The organism is Jiella marina (assembly GCF_024359545.1).
In the GTDB taxonomy this organism is placed as follows: Bacteria; Pseudomonadota; Alphaproteobacteria; order Rhizobiales; family Rhizobiaceae; genus Jiella.
The window spans coordinates 11916-31994 of the sequence record NZ_JAKQZG010000016.1; the positions used below are offsets into that span (position 1 = coordinate 11916).

Annotated in this window: 18 protein-coding genes; 6 read left to right on the top strand and 12 right to left on the bottom strand. The window is 64.2% G+C overall.

The annotated features are described in order from the left end of the window. Positions 1 to 134 precede the first annotated feature (134 nt). From MF134_RS21560 to MF134_RS21575, 4 genes are all read left to right on the top strand, one after another. Complete coding sequence (locus MF134_RS21560; protein ID WP_255341480.1) at positions 135 to 1571, top strand: ATPase domain-containing protein; 1437 nt, start codon at positions 135 to 137, stop codon at positions 1569 to 1571. A 13-nt stretch (positions 1572 to 1584) separates the two neighbouring features. Continuing rightward, positions 1585 to 2646: a sensor histidine kinase gene (locus tag MF134_RS21565; protein WP_255341481.1), complete on the top strand. Its 1062-nt coding sequence runs from the start codon at positions 1585 to 1587 to the stop codon at positions 2644 to 2646. 21 nt (positions 2647 to 2667) lie between these two features. After that, positions 2668 to 3012, top strand: coding sequence for a response regulator (locus MF134_RS21570; RefSeq protein WP_255341482.1), 345 nt, complete (start codon positions 2668 to 2670; stop codon positions 3010 to 3012). A gap of 289 nt (positions 3013 to 3301) precedes the next feature. Beyond that, positions 3302 to 3898 carry a tetratricopeptide repeat protein gene (locus MF134_RS21575; protein ID WP_255341483.1) on the top strand — a complete coding sequence of 199 codons (597 nt, stop codon included), beginning with the start codon at positions 3302 to 3304 and terminating at the stop codon, positions 3896 to 3898. 164 nt (positions 3899 to 4062) lie between these two features. On the opposite strand, the gene MF134_RS21580 is transcribed toward MF134_RS21575, so the two are convergent. From MF134_RS21580 to ypfJ, 9 genes are all read right to left on the bottom strand, one after another. Continuing rightward, complete coding sequence (locus MF134_RS21580) at positions 4063 to 4641, bottom strand: DUF6101 family protein (RefSeq protein ID WP_255341484.1); 579 nt, start codon at positions 4639 to 4641, stop codon at positions 4063 to 4065. A 185-nt stretch (positions 4642 to 4826) separates the two neighbouring features. Next, a complete protein-coding gene (locus MF134_RS21585; RefSeq protein WP_255341485.1) occupies positions 4827 to 6269 on the bottom strand; it encodes an FAD-binding oxidoreductase in 1443 nt (480 codons plus the stop codon). A 95-nt stretch (positions 6270 to 6364) separates the two neighbouring features. Continuing rightward, a complete protein-coding gene (locus MF134_RS21590; RefSeq protein ID WP_255341486.1) occupies positions 6365 to 7330 on the bottom strand; it encodes an L-threonylcarbamoyladenylate synthase in 966 nt (321 codons plus the stop codon). Positions 7331 to 7396: 66 nt separating this feature from the next. Beyond that, a complete protein-coding gene (locus tag MF134_RS21595) occupies positions 7397 to 8857 on the bottom strand; it encodes a glycoside hydrolase family 25 protein (RefSeq protein WP_255341487.1) in 1461 nt (486 codons plus the stop codon). A 496-nt stretch (positions 8858 to 9353) separates the two neighbouring features. Then, positions 9354 to 9566 (bottom strand): hypothetical protein, encoded by a 213-nt coding sequence (locus MF134_RS21600; protein WP_255341488.1) that lies wholly within the window; start codon positions 9564 to 9566, stop codon positions 9354 to 9356. Between the two features lie 164 nt (positions 9567 to 9730). After that, complete coding sequence (gene glyS / locus MF134_RS21605) at positions 9731 to 11914, bottom strand: glycine--tRNA ligase subunit beta (RefSeq protein WP_255341489.1); 2184 nt, start codon at positions 11912 to 11914, stop codon at positions 9731 to 9733. A gap of 126 nt (positions 11915 to 12040) precedes the next feature. Further along, positions 12041 to 12415, bottom strand: coding sequence for an endonuclease domain-containing protein (locus tag MF134_RS21610; protein WP_255341490.1), 375 nt, complete (start codon positions 12413 to 12415; stop codon positions 12041 to 12043). After that, positions 12405 to 12965, bottom strand: coding sequence for an AAA family ATPase (locus MF134_RS21615; protein WP_255341491.1), 561 nt, complete (start codon positions 12963 to 12965; stop codon positions 12405 to 12407). Before MF134_RS21615 ends, MF134_RS21610 begins: the two co-directional genes overlap by 11 nt. A 126-nt stretch (positions 12966 to 13091) precedes the next feature. Then, entirely contained in the window at positions 13092 to 13985 is an 894-nt protein-coding gene (gene ypfJ / locus MF134_RS21620) for a KPN_02809 family neutral zinc metallopeptidase (RefSeq protein ID WP_255341492.1), read from the bottom strand. 216 nt (positions 13986 to 14201) lie between these two features. Here ypfJ and MF134_RS21625 point away from each other — a divergent pair, with 216 nt between their 5' ends. Together MF134_RS21625 and MF134_RS21630 are read left to right on the top strand one after the other, a co-directional pair. Then, complete coding sequence (locus MF134_RS21625; protein WP_255341493.1) at positions 14202 to 15146, top strand: ABC transporter ATP-binding protein; 945 nt, start codon at positions 14202 to 14204, stop codon at positions 15144 to 15146. Next, a complete protein-coding gene (locus MF134_RS21630; RefSeq protein WP_255341494.1) occupies positions 15143 to 15904 on the top strand; it encodes an ABC transporter permease in 762 nt (253 codons plus the stop codon). Before MF134_RS21625 ends, MF134_RS21630 begins: the two co-directional genes overlap by 4 nt. A gap of 13 nt (positions 15905 to 15917) precedes the next feature. Here MF134_RS21630 and MF134_RS21635 read toward each other — a convergent pair whose 3' ends face one another. From MF134_RS21635 to MF134_RS21645, 3 genes are read right to left on the bottom strand one after another with little or no spacing between them, the layout of a single operon-like run. Further along, positions 15918 to 17075 (bottom strand): ABC transporter permease, encoded by a 1158-nt coding sequence (locus MF134_RS21635; RefSeq protein ID WP_255341495.1) that lies wholly within the window; start codon positions 17073 to 17075, stop codon positions 15918 to 15920. Continuing rightward, the gene (locus tag MF134_RS21640; protein WP_255341496.1) at positions 17072 to 18070 is read right to left on the bottom strand and encodes an ABC transporter permease; all 999 of its coding nucleotides are present in this window, start codon (positions 18068 to 18070) and stop codon (positions 17072 to 17074) included. Before MF134_RS21640 ends, MF134_RS21635 begins: the two co-directional genes overlap by 4 nt. Then, positions 18067 to 20055, bottom strand: a complete 1989-nt coding sequence (locus tag MF134_RS21645) for an ABC transporter substrate-binding protein (RefSeq protein ID WP_255341497.1) — start codon at positions 20053 to 20055, stop codon at positions 18067 to 18069. Before MF134_RS21645 ends, MF134_RS21640 begins: the two co-directional genes overlap by 4 nt. Positions 20056 to 20079 lie beyond the last annotated feature (24 nt).

The window sequence follows — 20079 nt, forward strand, 5'->3', positions numbered from 1 at the left end:
GCGGCTATGGATGTCGCAAGGTGGCGGCCTAACTGCCCAGCCGAATTCTCGATCAGAACCTGATCCTGCCTTCCATTCCTCATGTGCTGCCGGTCTGCGGATCGAGGCTGCCGCGACAGATCCCGGAGAACCGAATGCCGCACGACCACACGACGATCACCACGGGAATTGCCGGGCTCGACGAAGTCCTGAAAGGCGGATTCCCGATCTCGAACATCTATGTCCTGAAGGGCATTCCAGGCTCCGGCAAGACGACGGCGGCGCTGCAGTTCCTCCGCGCCGGGGTCGAGCAGGGCGAGCGGTGCCTCTATGTCAGTCTCGCCCAGACCGGGGAGGAGCTGAGGCAGATCGCAGCGTCGCACGGCTGGAGTCTCGACGGAATCGATATCGCGGAGTTGTCGGCCACCGAGGATGCGGCGATGGCCGTCGACCAATCGATCTTCCAGACCGCCGATCTGAAGCTCGACGAGACTCGCAAGGCCATCATCTCCGCCATCGACAAATACGCTCCTCGCAGGGTCGTCTACGACTCCTTGCTCGAAGTCCGGGTGCTGACGGGCGACGACGCCCGTTTCCGCCGGGAGTTGATCGGCCTGAAGACGATACTCGCCAAGCGGGCGATCACAGGTCTTCTCGTCGATACGGATACCGATCATGGCCGCTCGCGCGATGACGAGATCGAGGCGATCGCCCACGGCGTCATCCGCCTGGACAAGACACTGCCCGATTACGGGGTCGCGCGCCGGCGGATCGAGGTCTCGAAAATGCGGGGCAGACCGGTCGCCGATGGCTATCATGACATGGTCATTCGCGAGGGCGACGGTGTGGTGGTGTTTCCGCGGATCGTCCCGCGCGTCGCGGCGGAGCAGACGAAGTCGCTCGACCTGATCAAATCGGGCGTCGAAAATCTCGACAACCTGCTGGGCGGCGGCCAGGAGGCCGGCACGACGACCTTGGTGATCGGGCAGGCCGGTACCGGCAAGTCGACCATGGCCTCGCTCTATGCCACGGCGGCGCTCAAGCGCGGCGAACATGTGGCCCTGTTTCTGTTCGAGGAACGTGTCGAGACCTTCTTCCGGCGCTCGGAAGGTCTCGGCATGGATCTCCGGGGCTTCAGTGAGGACGGCAGGCTCTTGATCAAGGACTTCAATCCCGGCGAGGTCACCGCCGGCCAGTTCGGCCAGATCGTGCAGGAGGAGATTGCACGCGATCGCACGCGCGTCGTGGTGATCGACAGCTTCACGGGCTATCTCAGCGCCCTTCCGAACCGCGACCAGGCCGTTCAGGACATCCAGTCGCTTCTCAAGTTTCTGGCGCGTCGAGGTGTTTTGACGATGCTGATCGTTGCACAGCATGGCTTGATCGGTCAGAACGTCTCCATTGACGTCGATGTGAGCTTCCTCGGCGATACCGTGTTGCTTCTCAGGATCGAAGAAGACGGCCATCGCTTGCGGCGGTCGATCACCGCGGTGAAAAAGCGGCACGGCCCCCACGCGATGAGTGTGCATGAGCTTTCAATCACGGCGGACGGTGTCAGTGTCAGTCCATCATCGCTCAATCGGGTAGACTAACAAGGAATTGCCTGTGTTCTCAGACCTCGAAGAGGTCCTGATCTATGCTCCCTTTCGCAACGACGGCCAGATGCTGTCGAGCCTTCTCGAGACGCATGCCATTCAGGCCTCTGCATGCTTGGATGTCGATGCCCTCTCGGCGGCTCTGAAGGATGATCGTCTGCCGGGAGCCTTGATCTTGACGCAGGAGGCGTTGACGGCGCAGGTGATCGCACTCGTGCGCACACATCTCTCGGCGCAGCCGGAATGGTCGGAATTGACCGTGTTCGTGCTCGTGGAAAAGGGCGCGTTGCCGGCGACGATGGCGCGCTACCTGGCCGAGCACTGGCCAGGCTCGCGCCAGGTCTTCTACCAGCGACCGCTTGCCACGATCGAACTTCTGAGCGGCGTGCAGTCCGCACTGCTGGCCCGGCTAAGGCAGCGGGAGGTTCGTGATCACATGGCTCTCGAGCGCGAGTTGCGGCACGAGCTGAACCATCGCGTGAAGAACATTCTGGCGAGCGTCACCGCGATCTTTCGCATGACGGCCCGCAACAGCAGCAGCGTGGAGGAACTGACGCAGACGTTTGGCGGCCGTCTGATGACACTGGGCAGTGTCCACTCGGCCCTGTTCGAGGCCGGCGGCGAGGCCGTGGACATTCGCGAACTGGTGACGCTGATACTCTCGCCATATGGGGGCCAGGAGGGTGCACGCTACGAGCTTTCCGGACCGCCGCTCGACCTCAACAAGGACGCCGCCACCAATTTGAGCCTGACGCTTCATGAATTGACGACCAACGCGATCAAATACGGCGCGTGGTCGGTCGAATCCGGTCGGATCTCGATCGCGTGGAAGGTGGAAGGGCCGACCTTCACCCTGAGCTGGCGGGAAACCGGCGGGCCCGAGCTTTCGGAGCCGACCCGTCGCGGCTATGGGACCCGCTACATTCGAAGCTCGTTTCAAACCCTGCTTGGAAATCCACCCGAAATCCGCTTTGAACGTCAGGGACTTGCTCTCGATGCGCATGGACCACGCAACAGGATCGAATGGGGCTCCCATCCGGATCAAAACGAAGCCGAGTTCGTTGGTTCGTGACCTTTGACCGGATAGGGCGGAATGAAAATATTCTGTTTGGAAGATAACCCCCTCGTATCTCTCGATCTGGAAATGATGATCGAGGATGCGGGGCATGATTGCGTCGGCTCGGCCGTGAGCTTCGCCGAGGCTTCCGCCCAATGGGAGGAGGGTCTCGATTTCGATCTGGCTCTGATCGACATCGATCTGACGGACGGGAAGACCGGCATCGACGCCGCCCGCTGGCTGAAGGCACGCGGGATCCCGGGATGTTTCGTGACGGGACAGACCGAGTTGGCCAATGAACATCGCGATCTCGTCATCGACGTCGTCACGAAGCCGGTGGACGAGGCCGCGATCAAGCGGGTCTTCGATCTGGTCGAATAGCGCCTCTCTCGGGCTGCTGCCTGCCATGGGTGGCAGATCAAGTCGGCAATCGAGAAATAGCTGCAATGACTCCCTGTTTGGTTCGGATTGCCGAAGCCTCTTGGATATGAGGCGCTCTGCAATCGTCCCATGTTGGCCCTCGCGCGCCGGGAAAATGTCGCACCGCGCGTAACCCTCTATGCGCGCGTGTGAAGATCCATTACCCACGGGTCTCTCGTGGTCGAGCGTTATTGCGCCGTCTGCAACGAAGGAAACAAGTATCTCGTGCCGTCGGGGAGACGCTCGCTCAATGTTCCGAATCCTGATGTCCACCTTGGCGGCGTGTATTCTATGCGCTGGCAATGTCTCTGCCGATCAGCTTGCCGGCAAGTGGACCGTTCCTCGTGCCACTTATAAGAATATGTCGCAGGATGCCTGCAATGGCGACGAAACTGCCTTCAAGCAGTTGTTCAACGACGCTCTCGTGGAAGGCCATCCTGTCGCGTTGAACAGTCTTGCGTGGATGATCGGCCCAAGCCAGAGATGCGCTTTCGTCCACCATGACCAGGAGGACTGGGTGAGCCTGCTTCGTCGATCGGCGGAAGCGGGGTACCCCGTTGCCATGAAGAACTACGGCAATCTTCTCCTGCAGGGCGAGAAGGTGCAGCGCAACATTCCCAAGGGTCTCAAGCTGCTGCAGGCCGCCGAAAGCAGGGGACATTCCACGGCCGCTGTCGCCCTGGCCTCGATCTTCGCCGACGAGCTCTACGGCTTCGATCAGAACTGGAACGTTGCGAAGCGTCATGCCCGCCGAGCCCTGAAGCTCGGCGCAAAAGGGACGGCGCGGACGCGGATGCGGCAAATACTCCGCGAGATTGAACGCTGCTCACTGCTCGCCCCGTGCTGAGGCGCGATCCGGCAGGGGTTTCGAGGTGATCCGGCAGATCATCATGCGGGGTCTGGCGTAACGATCTCGCGCAGTAGGCACCGTGAAATGCTCATGCAGAAAACCTCCCCCTGGCCTGCGCCGGAGGGAGGTTTTGACGAAATTCGCGAAAGCGGCCGAACCGCTCAGTTCCGTGCGACGATCTCCTCGCCGCTCACCACCATGCGCAGGCCGAGGCCACCGGGTTTGCGGCGGGCGAGGAAGCGCGGGCGGCGGCGCTGATGGGGCGCGGCGCGGCGGGGGGCCGGGGCGGTGGCCTTGACCTTGCCGAGGGTTTCTTCCAGCGCCACCACCGAGCCGTCGGCTTCGATCATCAGCATGGGCAGGCCGAAGACATCCGCCCAGCCGCGCCAGTCGGCCGCGACGTCGAAGAGGTCGCCGGCGACGAGCAGGGGCACCGTGCAGAGCGGATCCTCGTGGTAGAGTTCCAGCGTGACCGTGACATTGCCTTCGCCGTCTTCCATCGCCCGGGCGGCAACGCCGCGAAAGGCGCGAGCCGGAAGCGTCAGCGACACCGGCAGGCCGCAGCCTTCCAGAGTGCGGCGGATGACGGCGCCGCGGCGGTCGACGCGATAGGTGACCTCGACGCCGTCATCGCCGGTGGAAAAGCTCTGGTGACGGTCGCAGTCGCGCGGGTCGAAGCGAAGGGGCGCGGCTGCCCAGTTCGGACGCGGCAGCATTTCGGTTTTCTGAGCGATGGTCATGTTTGACGCCTTCTGCCTCTCCTGAGAGCCGATCGTTGCGGCCCGTATTCCCTGTCAGTTGGCCGATGTGTCCCGGCCTTTGATGATTTGGAGAATAGGCAGAGCGTCTTGACCGGCGCCTAAGAAAGTCAGTTAAGTCTTCCTGACCTTTCGGACGGTTATCAAAACACAAACTTGAATCAAATTTAAACGACCTTTCCCGGGTTTAAGATATTGTCAGGATCAAACAGCCGTTTGAGTTTTACTTGCAGATCCATTTCGGTGGGGTGCTTGGTCCGGGCGAGTTCCTCGCGCTTCAACTGACCGATCCCGTGCTCGGCGGCAAACGTGCCGTCCATGTCGCGGACGATGGCGTGGACGATCGCGTTGATTTCGTGCCAGCGCGCGAGGAAGGCGCTCGTCTCGGCGCCGACGGGCTGCGAGATGTTGTAATGGACGTTGCCGTCGCCCAGATGCCCGAAGGCGCAGATGCGCGCATCCGGTATCGCGGCGAGCACCGCCTTGTCGGCGGCCTCCAGGAATTCCGGGACCCGGGCGACAGGCACCGCGACGTCGTGCTTGATCGAGCCGCCTTCGGGCCGCTGCGCCCAGTTCATGGATTCGCGCATGTGCCAGAAGGCCTTCGCCTCGGAGAGCGACTTGGCGATCGCGGCGTCGGCGACGATCCCGGCCTCGAAAGCCTCTGCCAGGATCGCCTCCAGCATGGCACCGGCGTCCTCTTGGGATCGGCTCGACGAGATCTCGATCAGCACGTACCAAGGATGCGAATCCGCCATCGGGTCGCGCGCACCTTCGATGTGTCTGAGCACGAATTCGAGGCCGAGACGGGGCAGGAACTCGAAACCGGTGAGGCCGGTGCCGGCGTGGCGTTCGGCGATGGTCAGGAGCTTCAGCGCCTCGGCCGGAGAGGCGAGGCCGGCATAGGCGACCTCGCGACCGGCGGGCTTCGGGAAAAGTTTCATCACCGCCCCGGTCATCACCGCAAGCGTTCCCTCCGAACCGATCAGAAGATCGCGGATGTCGTAGCCGCGATTGTCCTTCTTCAGCTTGCGCAGACCCTGGAATATCTCGCCGGAGGGCAGGACGGCCTCGACCCCGAGGCAGAGATCGCGGGTGTTGCCGTAGGCGAGGACACCGGTGCCGCCCGCATTGGAGGCGAGATTGCCGCCGATCTGGCACGAGCCTTCCGAACCGAGCGACAGGGGAAAGAAGAGCCCGGCCTCGTCGGCCGCTTCCTGAACGCGCTGGAGCACGACGCCTGCATCGACGGTGATCGTGCGACCAACCGGATCGACCTCCCGGATCGTATCGAGACGGGACAGGTTGAGCAGGATTTCACAGCGCGAACGTGGCGACTGGCCGCCGACCAGGCCGGTATTGCCACCCTGGGGCACGATCGGCGTCTTCGTCTCGCTGGCGAGCGTCATGATCGCCGCGACTTCTTCCACGCTGCCGGGGCGCAGCACCACCGCCGTCTCGCCGGCATAAAGGCCTCGCGGTTCCTCCAGATAGGGCTCCATGTCGTTTGGCGTCGTCAGCGCATTCTTCTCGCCAACGATCGCGGCGAAGCGGGTGATCAGCGCATCGGAAAGCGGCGCGGGAGGTGTCTTGTCGGGGTTTCCGGTCATGGGGCAGCACGTCGCTTGGCGTTGCGGGATGACGAGGAGATAAGCCTTTCAGACCGCACGGTCGAGCCGCCCTGCAAAGCCCCCCGTTTGCTTCGTCAGCGGGGAGCGGCGGCGCGCTTCAGCCGGTCGTTGATCGCCTCGCCGAGTCCGTGGCGCGGAATCGAGGCGACGACGATCCGGTCGATGTCCGGGGAGTCGAAGGCGGCGAGCGCGGCAAAGAGATGCGCTGCCGCTTCGGCGAGATCGCCGGTCGGACTGAGATTGATGACTGCGGCGGCTGTCTCGATCCCGGGCAGCGGAGCGGGGCCGAAGGCGATCACATGCTCACCGGGTTCGACCGCGGCGGCATCGAGCCGGACGCGACCCTCCGGCGCATAGTGGGAGGCGAGCGCGCCGGGAGCGGCGATTGCCGCGTCCGCTTCCGGATCGGTGACGGGCAGGCCGGCGGCATCCGCCAGGGCCTCGCGTGAAACACCGCCGGCGCGCAGGAGCACCAGCCGGTCGGCGAACGGTCGCACGATGGTCGATTCCACACCGACCGCAGACGGCCCGCCGTCGAGGATCAGCGCGATCCGGCCGGAGAGCCCGCGCGCCACAATTTCAGCACTGGTGCCGGTGACCTTGCCGGAGGGGTTGGCGCTCGGCGCGACCAGGGGACGTTCAAGACGACCGGCAAGACGCGCCGCCACGCCCTGTGGCATGCGGAGCGCGACGGTCGGCAGGCCAGCGGTCGCCAGCGGGTGGACCGGGGCGTTCTCGGCAAGCGGCAGGACGAGGGTGAGGGGGCCGGGCCAGAAGCGCTCCGCGAGGCGTTCGGCCACCGGGTCGAAGTCTGCCACGCGTTTTGCCATGGCGAGACCGTCCACATGGCAGATCAGCGGATTGAATTGCGGCCGGCCCTTGGCGGCATAGATCGCCGCGACCGCGGATCCCGACGCCGCGTCGCCGGCCAGTCCGTAGACCGTCTCCGTCGGCAAGGCGACGAGTTCGCCGGCTCTCAGAAGCGCTTCGGCGCGCTCCTCTGCGGCATCATCGGCAAGGGGGATGATTTCGGTCTGCATGGTCTGCTGGATTGCAGACCTTGCGCGCGGTGAAAAGCGTTTTCCGGCCGCAAACGGCCGTTTTTCTCAGCGCGTTGCTTCGAAGGCCGAGAAGACGCGGCGATTGGCCGTGTCGAGTTCGGCCAGCTGGTCGGCGGAGGCGTGGCGCACCCGCCCGCCGCGATCGGACTGATCGGCGCCGAGCTGGGTCAGCACGCGCGCCGGCATGGTCAGGGCATTGGCCCGGCGCGCGGCTTGCGCCGACTGGATGACATCGAGAACGCGTGAGCGATGCCGGATTGCGGCCTCTTCTTCCTCGATCTGCGTGACGGCGGCCCGGGCCGGCGTGAAGATCAGGTCGTCGAGGCTGCGTGCCGCGATCGACACCGCATTCTGGAAGCTGCTCACATGGGCCGTAAGAGCGCGGGCCGCCTTGTCAGTGAGGACGGAAGGCTTCGACGCGATCTTTGCGGGCTCGGCGGCCGCTGCCTCGTCGCCTTTGGCGATCGCAGTCAGGAGCTTCAGCGGATCGACGGACACCGGATGGCCGGATGGACCGTAGGCAGCGAGCAGCGGGTTCTCGGCCGGATCGGCGCTCGTGTCGTCCTTTCGCGGCGCGGCCTGCGGAATCGCAGCGGCGACCTTGGTTTTCGTCTCTTCCGAGACCGACGCGATCAGCTGATCGGCTGCGGCCGGAGCTTCGTCGATCAGTTCGGCGAAGGGCCAGGCCTTGCGGAGACCGTCATGGTCGAGGCTCGCGACGTTCACGTCGATGTCGGTCTTCGCGCCCTTCACCCGATACGGGCAGGTGCGGGAATTGCAGTTGTGCATCGAGGAGAACTGCCAAAGCGCGTAGGACGGCCAGGTCTCTTCCGGGAACTTGCCGGTGATGTCGTTGCGATAGCGCGCATACCAGAGCGGCAGGCGCGACAGTAGCGGATAGTCGTCGGCGTTCTGAGCGATATAGTCCGCCGTCGAGCCGTTGGTGTAGAGAACCGGATAACGGCCGGTGCGGATCTTGATCTGGTCGGCGAAGATCTCGGCGTCCTCGAGGCTCATCCACTCTTCGCTGTTGTCCTCGATGTCGAGCGCGATGAGATCGTCCTCCGCCGGCTCGGCGAATTCGATGAAATGATCGGCCTGTTCGCGCGGGTTGCCCGGCCGGCCGAGATGATAGGCGCCCCACAGGAGCCCCTTCATCTTCGCCATCTGCCGGCGGGTCATGTAGAGTTCCTTGGTGACGGAATACTTCCACCAGCGGTTCTTGCAGAGCTTGTAGTCGTCACCGCTCAGCTTGCCGCAGCTCCATTCCGGCGGCAGACCGTCCGAAGCCTTGTTGATGAAGCCGGCGATCCGCTTGTCGGAGCTCAGTTCTTCCCAGTCGATGGGATTGAACTCGTAGGCGTCGATGACGAGCGCCTTGTCTTCGGATTTCCATGGCTCGTTCCAGGCCGCCAGGGCCGAACTCGTGCCGGTGATGATCAAGGTGGAAGCCAAGATCAGAGCGAGTCGCATCGTAGCTGCGAACGCAGCCTTGTGCTTCGTCATCGCGTGTTGCCCCCTCGACGCCGTCTCGTGCGGTTGCCGCTATGTGTGTCCCCAGGGCGTTCCCCAAAGCCGAAGCTTCATCGCCCTCGTGATTTCAAGCTTGTACCCGGAAATCGGGCATGTTCCGGGCGGCGAGTTCACGAATTATTACAACCTGGCCCGTGCGCGGTCGCATGTGGAGCGACCAATCTCCAATCTGACAGATTTGATGAAAATTCGAAATCATAGACGTGCCAGAGGGTTAATGGAGTTTTCGGTACGCCCGCCCGTCCCCGAGGGCAACGCGCACCCGGAAGGTTCAGTGGCCGCCTGGCGGTTCATCTCGTTCAGGCTGAGGTCAGCTTGCCCTCTGGGAGGCGAGGAATTCGGGAGCCAAGACGGGCGAACAGCCTGAAATGCGGAGAAGCCACCCCGGGGAGGACGGGGTGGCTTCGGGAAACTGTCCGGCTTCGGGAGGGGGACGGGACCGGACAGCGGGGGACTGTCGGGACCGGTCTCAGTGGCAGCGGCGAATGCGCTTCCAGACCCAGAGCTTGTTGCCGCACTCGTCATAGCCGGCGAAGACCTTCTGCTTCTTGATGTGGCAGACCTTCTCGTACTTGACGTGATGATAGTGCTTCTTGTGCCAGCCACCGGCCTGAGCGGGAGCGGAGAAGGCAGCGGCTGCGGTGGCGACGGTGGCCAGGGCGATCAGGGTGTTGCGGATCATGGGGGCTCTCCTCGGGTTCGTTCGATGCCAGGAGAGTGAAAGGCCCAGAGCCGAAAACGCGGTGTCCACACGAAAAAATCCCGCGAAATGCCGCGGGATTTTCGATAAAGCTTCGCCCCCGAAGGACAAATTTCTTCAGGATGTCTTTGCGGCCAGGGCGGACATCATCCGCTGATCTTGGAAAAATCCGCGACCCGGCCGCAGGCCGTGCGGATGCGGGTCAAGAGCGCCAGCCGGTTGGCGCGGACGGCAGGGTCCTCGGCATTGACCAGCACCTTGTCGAAAAAGGCATCGACCGGCAGGCGCAGCTTGGCGAGGCCCGCCATGGCCTGCTCGTAATCGGCGTTCTGCAAAGCATCGGCCAGTTCGATCTCCGCCCGGTCGATCGCGGCGGCAAGCAGTTTCTCTTCCTGCTCGGCCAACAGATCGAGATCGACCGTCTCGGCGATCGCGGTGCCCTTCTTCTCCTCGGCGGCCAGAATGTTCGCAGCGCGCCTGTAGCCGGCGAGGAGGTTCGCTCCGTCCTCGGTGACGAGGAACGAGCCCAGCGCCTCGACGCGACGCGTGATGTCGAGGAGGTCGTCATTGGCCGCTGCACCGCCACCGAGCACCGCGTCGACGAGATCGTGGCGCGCCCCGGCATCGCGGAGCTGCACTTTCAGCCGGTCGTGAAAGAAGGCGAGGAGGTCGCCGGCCGGGGTCAGCGTACCGAGCTTCAGTGAGAGGCCATTGTCCGCGAGCAGCCGGATCACCCCCAGCGCCGCACGACGCAGCGCATAAGGATCCTTCGACCCGGTCGGCTTTTCGTCGATGGCCCAGAAGCCGACGAGCATGTCGAGCTTGTCGGCCAGCGCGACGCAGATCGAGACGGGGTCGCTCGGCACGATGTCCGAGGGGCCGAGCGGCTTGTAGTGCTCCTCGATCGCCGCCTGTACCGAGGGGTGCTCGCCCTGAAGCCCGGCATAATAGCGGCCCATCAAGCCCTGCAGTTCGGGGAACTCGCCGACGGCTTCGGTAGGCAGATCGGCCTTCGAAAGCAGCGCCGCACGCCTGGCCAGGGCTTTCAGCTCGTCGATTGAAACGCTCTGTCCGCCAAGCTCCGCCCCCTCGGGATAGACGGTCTCGGCGATCGTTTCCGCGAGCGCGGCAATGCGCGCGACGCGTTCGCCCTGGCTGCCGAGCTTGGCGTGGAACGTCACGCCGAGCGCGTCGAGCTTGGCCATGCGCTGGTCGAGCGGCTTGTTGAGGTCCAGCCCAAACTTCTCGGCCGAAGCTTTCAGCCCGTCGAGGTCGGGAAGATCCGCCTGGTCGGTCTGCCAGAAATACAGTGCATCGGAGAGCCGGGCGCGCACGACCTTGCCGTTGCCCTGGGCGATCTCGGCGCCACCGTCGCTCGCCGCGATGTTCGAGACCAGCAGGAAGTGATTTGACAGGGTGTTTTCGCGGCCATCCGAGGCGCCGCCCTGCGCCCGGGTGACGAAGCATTTCTGGTTCGTCTTGATGGTGAGCTGGATCACCTCCGGCGGGATTTCCAGAAAGGCCGCGTCGAATTCGCCCATCAGCGTCACCGGCCATTCCACGAGGCCGGAAACCTCCTCCAGCAGCCCTTCGTCGGGCACGACTTCGAGACCCTTCGCAAAGGCGAGGTTTTCCGCATCGTGGCGGATCATCTCCTTGCGCCGCTCGGCATCGAGCACCACGCGCGCCTTTTCGAGGCTTGCCACATAGTCGTCGAAGCGGCGCACCTTGATCGGATCGGGTGCGTGGAAGCGGTGGCCATAGGTGAGATTGTCCGATTTCAGCCCGTCGATCTCGAACGCGACGACCACCGGCTCCTCGGTCTCGGGACCGAAGGTGCACAGGATCGACTGCAGCGGCCGCACCCAGCGCAGCGAACCGGGCGTCGCCGAAGCCGGGCCCCAGCGCATGGATTTCGGCCAGGGAAAATCGCGGATGATCGCCGGCATCGCCTCGGCGACGATCTCTTCCGCTGCCCGGCCGGGCTTCCTGATGGTCGCGACGTAGAAATCGCCCTTCTTCGGGTCGGACTTCACCTCTGCCTCGTCGATCGAGGCAAGACCCGCGCCGCGCAGAAAACCCTGGATCGCCTTTTCCGGCGCGTCGGTGCGCGGACCCTTCCGCTCCTCGATCACGTCCTTGGAACGCGCCTCGACGCCACGAATGTCGAGCGCAAGGCGGCGCGGCGTCCAGTATTCCCGCGCGCCCTCATAGGTCAGACCCGCATCGACCAGCGCATTGGTGACGAGGGATTTCAGATCGCCCGCCGCCTTGCGCTGCATGCGGGCGGGAATTTCCTCGGATCGGAGTTCGATGAGTAGGTCGGGCATGGCTCGGCATCCTCACCCTCCCCTTGATGGGGAGGGTCGGCGCGTAGCGCCGGGGTGGGGTGATGGCGCCGCCCCCCACCCGCCGCTTCGCGGCGACCTCCCCACGAGGGGGAAGTGGGCGGAGAGTCAGTCACAGACGAAGTGTCGTCGCCGCTCTTCGACCACGGCAAAGATGGTGTCAAGGACGGCTTCGATTTCGAAACGCACTTCGTCGTTCCAGAAGCGCAGCACACGATAGCCCTGCGACTTCAGCCAGCGGTCGCGCTCGAAATCCGCTCTGGCGTGTCGAGGCGATCCGTGCTGCGCGCCGTCGATTTCGATCACCAGTCTCAACCGATGGGACGCAAAGTCCACGGTGAACGGGCCGATGGGAGCTTGCCGCCGAAAATGACTTCCTTCGATTGGAATGCGGGTGAGATGGCGCCAGAGTTTTCTTTCCCAGTCGGTCTGATTGTCGCGCAGCTGCCGCGCCCGGTTTCGCCGAAACCGCTCAAGCGACATCGCTGGCGCCGCCCCCGTTGTGGCATCTCGACCGCCGCACCGCCTCGCGAAAAGCCCGAAGCTCGGGGACGGAGGCAAGCCGGATCTTGCGGCCGGAGAATTCGCGGAAAAAAGTCTCGAGCCCGGGCGCGGAATGGCGCGGAAAGCTCCAGACCCATTTGAGAAAGCCCCAGTCCAGGCGTTCGGGGCAGCCGGGAGCCATGTCCGGGCGGACGCGGCCATAGCCGAGCGCGATACGCTTGACGATGCGGCGCAGGCAGATGTCGCGCGGCAGGTCGATATAGATCAGCGTGTCGGCCCTGGTAGCTCGTAGAGCGAGCGTGCGGGAATTGTTGCCGTCGAAGACCCAGCCCTCCGTCGCGATCGCCTCGGCGACGAGAGCAGGCAGTTCGCTGCTGTCGCGCGGCCGCCAGCCGGGTTTCCAATAGATCTGGTCGAAATGGACGACGCGCAGGTCGAGGGCGCGGCCGATCTCGCGGGCAAGGGTGGACTTGCCGCTCCCCGGGCAGCCGATGACCATGACATTGCGCCCGACGACCGAGCCCGACACCCCACACCTCGTGTCCTTGGATCGAATGAAACCGTTGCACCGCCATCGAAGCTGACCTTGCGCGGGGGATCAACGGGAAGGTGCGGTCCCGGCCATGGATTCCGGTGAATCGCGGGCGCCGCGCCTTCAGATCGCGCCGCCGAACGTGTCGCACGCGGTGACGTCGCCGCTCTCGAAACCGCGGCGGAACCATTCCTGTCTTTGCGCCGAGGTGCCGTGGGTGAAGGAATCCGGCACGACGGTCCCCTGGCTGCGGCGCTGCAGCGTGTCGTCGCCGATCTGCTGCGCAGCGTTGAGCGCCTCGTCGATATCGCCGGCCTCGACGATGCCGTCGCCATTCGCGTCATGGGCCCAGATGCCGGCATAGCAGTCCGCCTGCAATTCGACGCGCACCGAAAGAGCGTTGCCCTCGGCCTCGCTCATGTTCTGGCGGGCCTGATGATAGCGCGGCAGGATTCCGGTCAGGTTCTGGACATGGTGGCCGACCTCGTGGGCGACGACATAGGCCTGGGCGAAGTCGCCGGGGGCATTCAGTTGCTGGCGAAGCTGCCGGAAGAAGGAGAGGTCGATATAGAGCTTGCGATCGCTGGGACAGTAGAATGGACCGGTCGCCGAGCCCGCAATGCCGCAGGCCGAACGCACCTGGTTCGAAAAGAGAACGAGCGTCGGCTCGGGATAGGTCTCGCCGCTTGCCTGAAAGCGCTGATTCCACGTGTCCTCGGTCTCAGCGAGCACGGTCGCGACGAAATCGTCGGTCTCGTCCGCCGTGTTCGCGACCCCCGGGCCGCTGGAGCCGGATTGATAGGTGCCGCCTCCTCCGCCGCGGTCTCCGAGGAGAGCCAGCGGATTGATGCCGAATCCGAGCCACAGGACGAGGGCGATGATGATGAGGCCAATACCGCCGCCCCCACCGGCGCGTGCGGGGATGCGCAAGCCGCTGCCGCGCCCCATCCCCCTGCCGAAGCCGCCGCCGCGCCGGTCTTCGATATTGCTCGACTGTCTGCGACCGCGCCACCGCATGGCGTGTTCTCCCTCGCTTCGGCCGCCTGCCGACCGGCCTTGTCACTTCCTGGTCGGCAAAATAGCGCCGGCGCGGGCAAGGCAACGTCCCCGGCAGCGAAGGCCTGATCCGGTGACGCATCGTCACCACCCGGTGGCTTTTCTCCCGCACCATGCCACCTATCTGCGACCAGACTTCGGGGGCCTCGCGCTCCCTCCCACGGATTGCAAGCCTTCATGCCCGCTTCTTCAGACGCATCGCCGATCCTCGCCGTTCAAGGGGTTTCGAAGACCTATGAGGGCGGGTTCCAGGCCCTGAAGGCCATCGACCTCGAAATAGCGAAGGGGGAGATCTTCGCGCTTCTCGGGCCGAACGGCGCCGGCAAGACGACGCTGATCTCGATCATCTGCGGCATCGTGAACCTGTCCTCCGGCACGATCACGGTGGATGGCCACGACATCGATCGCGACTATCGCGCCGCCCGTAAGAAGATCGGCCTCGTGCCCCAGGAGCTGACCACCGACGCCTTCGAGACGGTCTGGGACACGGTGTCCTTCTCGCGCGGCCTCTTCGGGAAGAAGAAGGATCCGGCCCATATCGAGAAGGTGCTGCGCGATCTCTCGCTCTGGGAAAAGCGCGACAACCGGATCATGACCCTGTCGGGCGGCATGAAACGCCGTGTGCTGATTGCCAAGGCGCTGTCGCACGAGCCGGAGCTTCTGTTCCTCGACGAGCCGACGGCGGGCGTCGACGTGGCGCTGAGGCGCGAGATGTGGGCGGTGGTGCGCAAGCTGCGCGAGGCGGGCGTCACCATCATCCTCACTACCCACTATATCGAGGAGGCGGAGATGATGGCCGACCGGATCGGCGTCATTTCCAGGGGCGAGCTGATCCTGGTCGAGGAGAAGACCGAGCTGATGCGCAAGCTCGGCCACAAGGAACTGACGCTGCATCTGCAGGAGCCGCTCGGCGCCGTGCCGGAGGGCTTTTCCGACTACGACCTTTCCCTGTCTGAGGACGGAAGCAGCCTGACCTACAGCTACGACACCAATGCCGAGCGCACCGGCATCGCCAGCCTCATGCGCCGGCTCGCCGAAGAGGGCATCCGTTTTCGCGACATTTCCACCAAACAGTCGACGCTCGAGGAAATCTTCGTGAACCTCGTCGAGGAACGGGCATGAACTTCACCGCCATCGCCGCCATCTACAAATTCGAGATGGCGCGCACCTTCCGCACGATCATGCAGAGCGTGATCTCGCCGGTGATCTCCACCTCGCTCTATTTCGTCGTCTTCGGTGCGGCGATCGGCTCGCGCATCGAGGAGGTGGACGGGGTGTCCTACGGCGCCTTCATCGTGCCGGGCCTGATCATGCTGTCGCTGCTGCAACAGAGCCTGACCAACGCCGCCTTCGGCATCTATTTTCCGAAATTCGTCGGCACGGTCTACGAGATCCTCTCGGCGCCGATTTCCGCCTTCGAGATCGTCATCGGCTATGTCGGCGCGGCGGCGACGAAGTCGATCGCGCTCGGCCTGATCATCCTGGCAACGGCGGCGCTCTTCGTCGACTTGCGGATCGAGCATCCGCTCTGGATGATCTTCTTCCTGGTGCTGACGGCGGTCACCTTCGCCATGTTCGGCTTCATCATCGGCATCTGGGCCGACGGTTTCGAGAAGCTGCAGCTCGTTCCGCTCCTGATCGTCACGCCGCTCGCCTTTCTGGGCGGCAGCTTCTATTCGATCAACATGCTCCCCGAGTTCTGGCAGGACGTCAGCCTGATCAATCCGGTGGTTTACCTCATCAGCGGTTTCCGCTGGGCCTTCTACGGCGCGTCGGACGTTTCGATCGCCGTCAGCCTCGGCATGACGCTGGTCTTTCTGGCTGCGACGCTCGGTGCCATCGCATGGATCTTCAAGACGGGCTGGCGGCTGAAGAGCTGACGAACCACCGGCCTCAGTGCTGATATGGATCCACCGCATCCCTTAGCCCGTCGCCGACGAACGAAAACGCCAGCACGACCAGCACTACCGGCACCATCGGCAGGAGCAGCCAGGGATAGAGCGCCACCGCCTCGATGTTCTGGGCTTCCGAGAGGAGCACGCCCCAGGAGGTGATGGGCGGGCGGAGGCCGAGGCCGAGGAAGGACAGCGCCGTCTCGGCGAGGATCATGGTCGGGATCGACAGCGAGGCCGAGGCGATCAGATGGCTCATGAAATTCGGCAGGAGATGCCGGAAGATGATCCGCCGCGGCCGCGCTCCCAGCATTTCGGCGGCGACCACGAAATCCTCCTCGCGAAGCGCAAAGAGCTTCGAGCGCACCGCACGCGCCAGCCCGGGCCAGTCGAGCAGGGCCAGGATCAGCGTGATGCCGAAATAGATCAGAAGCGGGCTCCAGGTGACCGGGAGCGCCGCCGAGAGGGCTAGCCATAGCGGCAGTTCCGGGATCGATCGCAGGATTTCCGTGGTGCGCTGGACCGTCGCGTCGATCCAGCCGCCGAAATATCCGGCAAGACCGCCGATGGTGATGCCGAGAATGAAGGACAGCGTTACGCCGACAAGACCGATGGTGAGCGAGATGCGGGCACCATAGGTGATGCGCGACAGCATGTCCCGGCCGAGCCGGTCGGTGCCGAGCAGGAAGAAGGTGCCGCCTTCTGGCGGACAGACCAGATGCTTGTCGGCCGGGATCATGCCCCAGAAGCGATAGGGCTCGCCGGAACAGAAGAATCGCAAGGGCAGCGGCCGGCTCGTGTCTTCGGCATATTCCCGTTTGAGGGTTTCCATGTTGAGGGAATAGTCGAGCGGATAGACGAAGGGGCCGACGAATTCGCCATCGTGGAAGAGATGCACCGCCTGGGGCGGGGCGAAGATGTAGTCGGTGTGGCGCGACTGCAGTTCGTAGGGCGACAGGAACTCGACGATCAGGATCGAGGCGTAGCTGAGCGCCAGGAAGACGAGGCACACCACCGCCACCTTGTGCCGCAGGAAACGCCACCAGATCAGCCGAGCCTGCGAGGCCTTGGCGTAGCGCTCGGAGACGACCGAGCCGGCGGCGATGGTCGCTTCCGGATCGAAGGGTTCGCGCGAGACGAAATGGGTCGTGTCGCTCATCGGGCGCTCTTTGCCCCCAGCCGGATGCGGGGGTCGAGGACGGCAAGCAGGATGTCGGAGATGAACATACCGACGACGGTGAGGAGCGCGAGGAACATCAGGAATGAGCCGGCAAGATACATGTCCTGACTGCGCAGCGACGAAAGCAGCATCGGGCCGGTGGTCGGCAGGCTCATCACCGCCGAGATGATCACCGAACCCGAGACGATCTGCGGCAGGATGCCGCCGAGATCGGCGATGAAGGGGTTGAGCGCCATGCGCAGGGGGTATTTGAACAGGATCGTCCGCTCGGGCAGGCCCTTGGCCCGCGCCGTGATGACATATTGCCGGTTCAGCTCATCGAGCAGATTGGCCCGCAGCCGGCGGATCATGCCCGCCGTGCCGGCCGTGCCGATGACCAGCACCGGCACCCAGAGATGGGCGAAGACCGAGCCGACTTTCCCGAGCGACCAGGGCTCGTCGATATATTCCGGCGCCATCAGCCCGCCGATCGACGTGCCGAACCAGACATTGGCCAGGTAAAGCAGGATCAGCGCGAGCAGGAAGTTCGGCGTGGCGAGGCCGAGAAAACCGAGGAACGACAGGCCGTGATCGGTCCAGGAATATTGGTGGGTCGCCGAATAGATCCCGATCGGGAACGACACCAGATAGATGAAGAGGACGGTCGCCGCGTTGAGGAGGAGCGTCAGCGGCATGCGTTCGCCGACGACGTCGGCGACCGGCTGGCTGTACTCGAAGGAATAGCCGAGATCGCCGTGAAGCAGGCCGGTGGCCCAGACGAGATATTGCTCCCAGAGCGGGCGGTCGAGGCCGTACTCCTCCCGCAGGAAGGCGATCCGTTCGGCCGTGACCTGTTCGCCCTGGGCCTGGATCTCGGCGATGTAGCTCGTCAGATAGTCGCCCGGCGGAAGCTGGATGATGGCGAAGACGAGCACGCTGATCGCGACGAGCGTCAGCGCCATGGTGACGAGGCGGCTCAAAAGATAGCGGATCACGACGCGCTGTCCGCCGTCGACACTTCCGGGCAGGCGAAATGGAACGTGTCCGGATTGTAGATGCCGAAATAACCGCCGGGATTGTAATTGTAGATGCCGCGCTCAGGCACGCCTTCGAGCGTGTTCGAGACGACGACGATCTGGTCCACCTCCGACACGATGCCGATGGTGAAGACCTGATCGGCGAAGATTTCGAGGGCCTCCTTCCAGATGCGAATGCGCTCGTCGCGTTCCAGCGTCGAGGCCCAGGCCTTTCTGAGCGCGATCAGCTTCTTGAGCGGTTTGAGGCTCGAGGCGTCGCCCGGCTCCTCGCCGCCCGTGCCGCCGGTCTCGACCCACATGCCGAAGCCCGGCCATTCGAGCTGTTCGGCGGTCGAGGGAACGAGTTCCGCCGGGTCCGTGTCCGGTGTCGGCAGGCCGTTGTCGAGGCCGGTCCAGACCGACATCAGGGTCGAGCCGGCCTTGATGCGGTTGCGGAAGATCTCGCGCTGGGATTCGCGGATCAGGAGTTCGATGCCGAGTTTGCGCCAGTCGTCGCGGATCAGTTGCAGGACATCGGATTGTTCGCGGCTTTCGCCGGCGGTCTCGATGACGATCCGCATCTCGCGCCCATCTGGCAGACGCCGAAGCCCGCGCGGCGTTTCGCGGGTCAGACCGAGTTCGTCGAGCAACGCCTCTGCCTGTTCGGGGTCGTAGTCCGTCCAGAGCGAGCGGAGGTTGGGATCGTAGAGCGGCGAGCCGGGCAGAACCGTGTTGCCGCCGGGTTCGGCGAGGCCATAGAAGATCGCCTTGTTGATGTCCTCGCGATTGATGGCGAGCGACAGGGCACGGCGGAAATCGGCCGTTTGCAGCAGCTTGCGCCAGACCGGGTCGGTGGCGTTGAGATTTGGATAGAGCGCGACATGGGCGCCGCGGCCGGATTTCCAGCGGCGGACCTCGAAATCCGAGCGTTTCTCGCCGCGTTTCAGGAAAGGGTAGTTCGGAAAGGAGAGATAAGCGGCCTGCAGGTCGGATTCGCCATTGGCGACCTTGGCGGGGATGAGGTCAGGATTGGAGATCGTCAGCGCGACCTCGTCGATATAGGGAAGCTGCCGTCCGGCCTGGTCGACGCGGTGGAAATAGGGATTGCGGGCAAAGATCAGCCGCTGCGAGGGCGGTTCGGTCACGAGCATCCAGGGCTGCAGCGTCGGCAGGTCGGGATTGTCGTTGCGCGAGGCCCGGTCCTTCTTGAAGTGGAGGCCGGCCCAATTGCGCTGTCCGGCCTTCTCGACCCGCTCGGCGAGCTTCTGGGGATCCTGATAGCGCTCGTGATATTTCTTGAGGTAATGGGCCGGCCGGAAGATCTCGAAGGGTGTGGCCGCTGCCTGGGAGGCGAGGAAGTTCGGGTTCGGCTTCGCCCATTCATAGCGTACGGTGTACTCGTCCGGGAAGGTCACTTCCGGCTTCTCGCCATCGACCAGGAGCTCGCCCGGAACGCCGAATTTGGCGATGTTCTCGTTGGTCGCCATGTCCTCCCAGAAATAGCGAAAGTCCTCCGAGGTGAACGGCGCGCCGTCGGACCATTTCATCCCCTGCCTCAGATGGAAGGTGAAGATCCGACCTTCCTCTACCTCGACGCTCTTGGCGATGTCCGGGACGATTTCGTAGTTCGTGTCATAGGCGACGAGCCGCGCATAGCCGAAGACCGGCATGATGCGACTGTCCTTGGCGCTGCCGCCGAGCATGTTCAGCGTGCCGCCCAGCGAATCGGCGGGGCAGGCGGCGTCCACATCGAGAACGCGCGGCACCTCCGGCAGGCGCTGTTCGAGCGGTGGAAGCTCGCCCTTCGCGACGGCCGGGGCCAGAGACTTCGGTTCGGGAGGGGTCTGTGCGAAAGCCTGGGGCAGCGCGAGAAGCAGGAAAAGTGCCGAAACGAGCAGAGATGGGCTTCGGCAGCCGCCGCGCACGGTGCGAAGATGGCTCCTCACTGCCTTCGAACGCGCCATAGGGTGTCTGATCCTTCCCAGTCT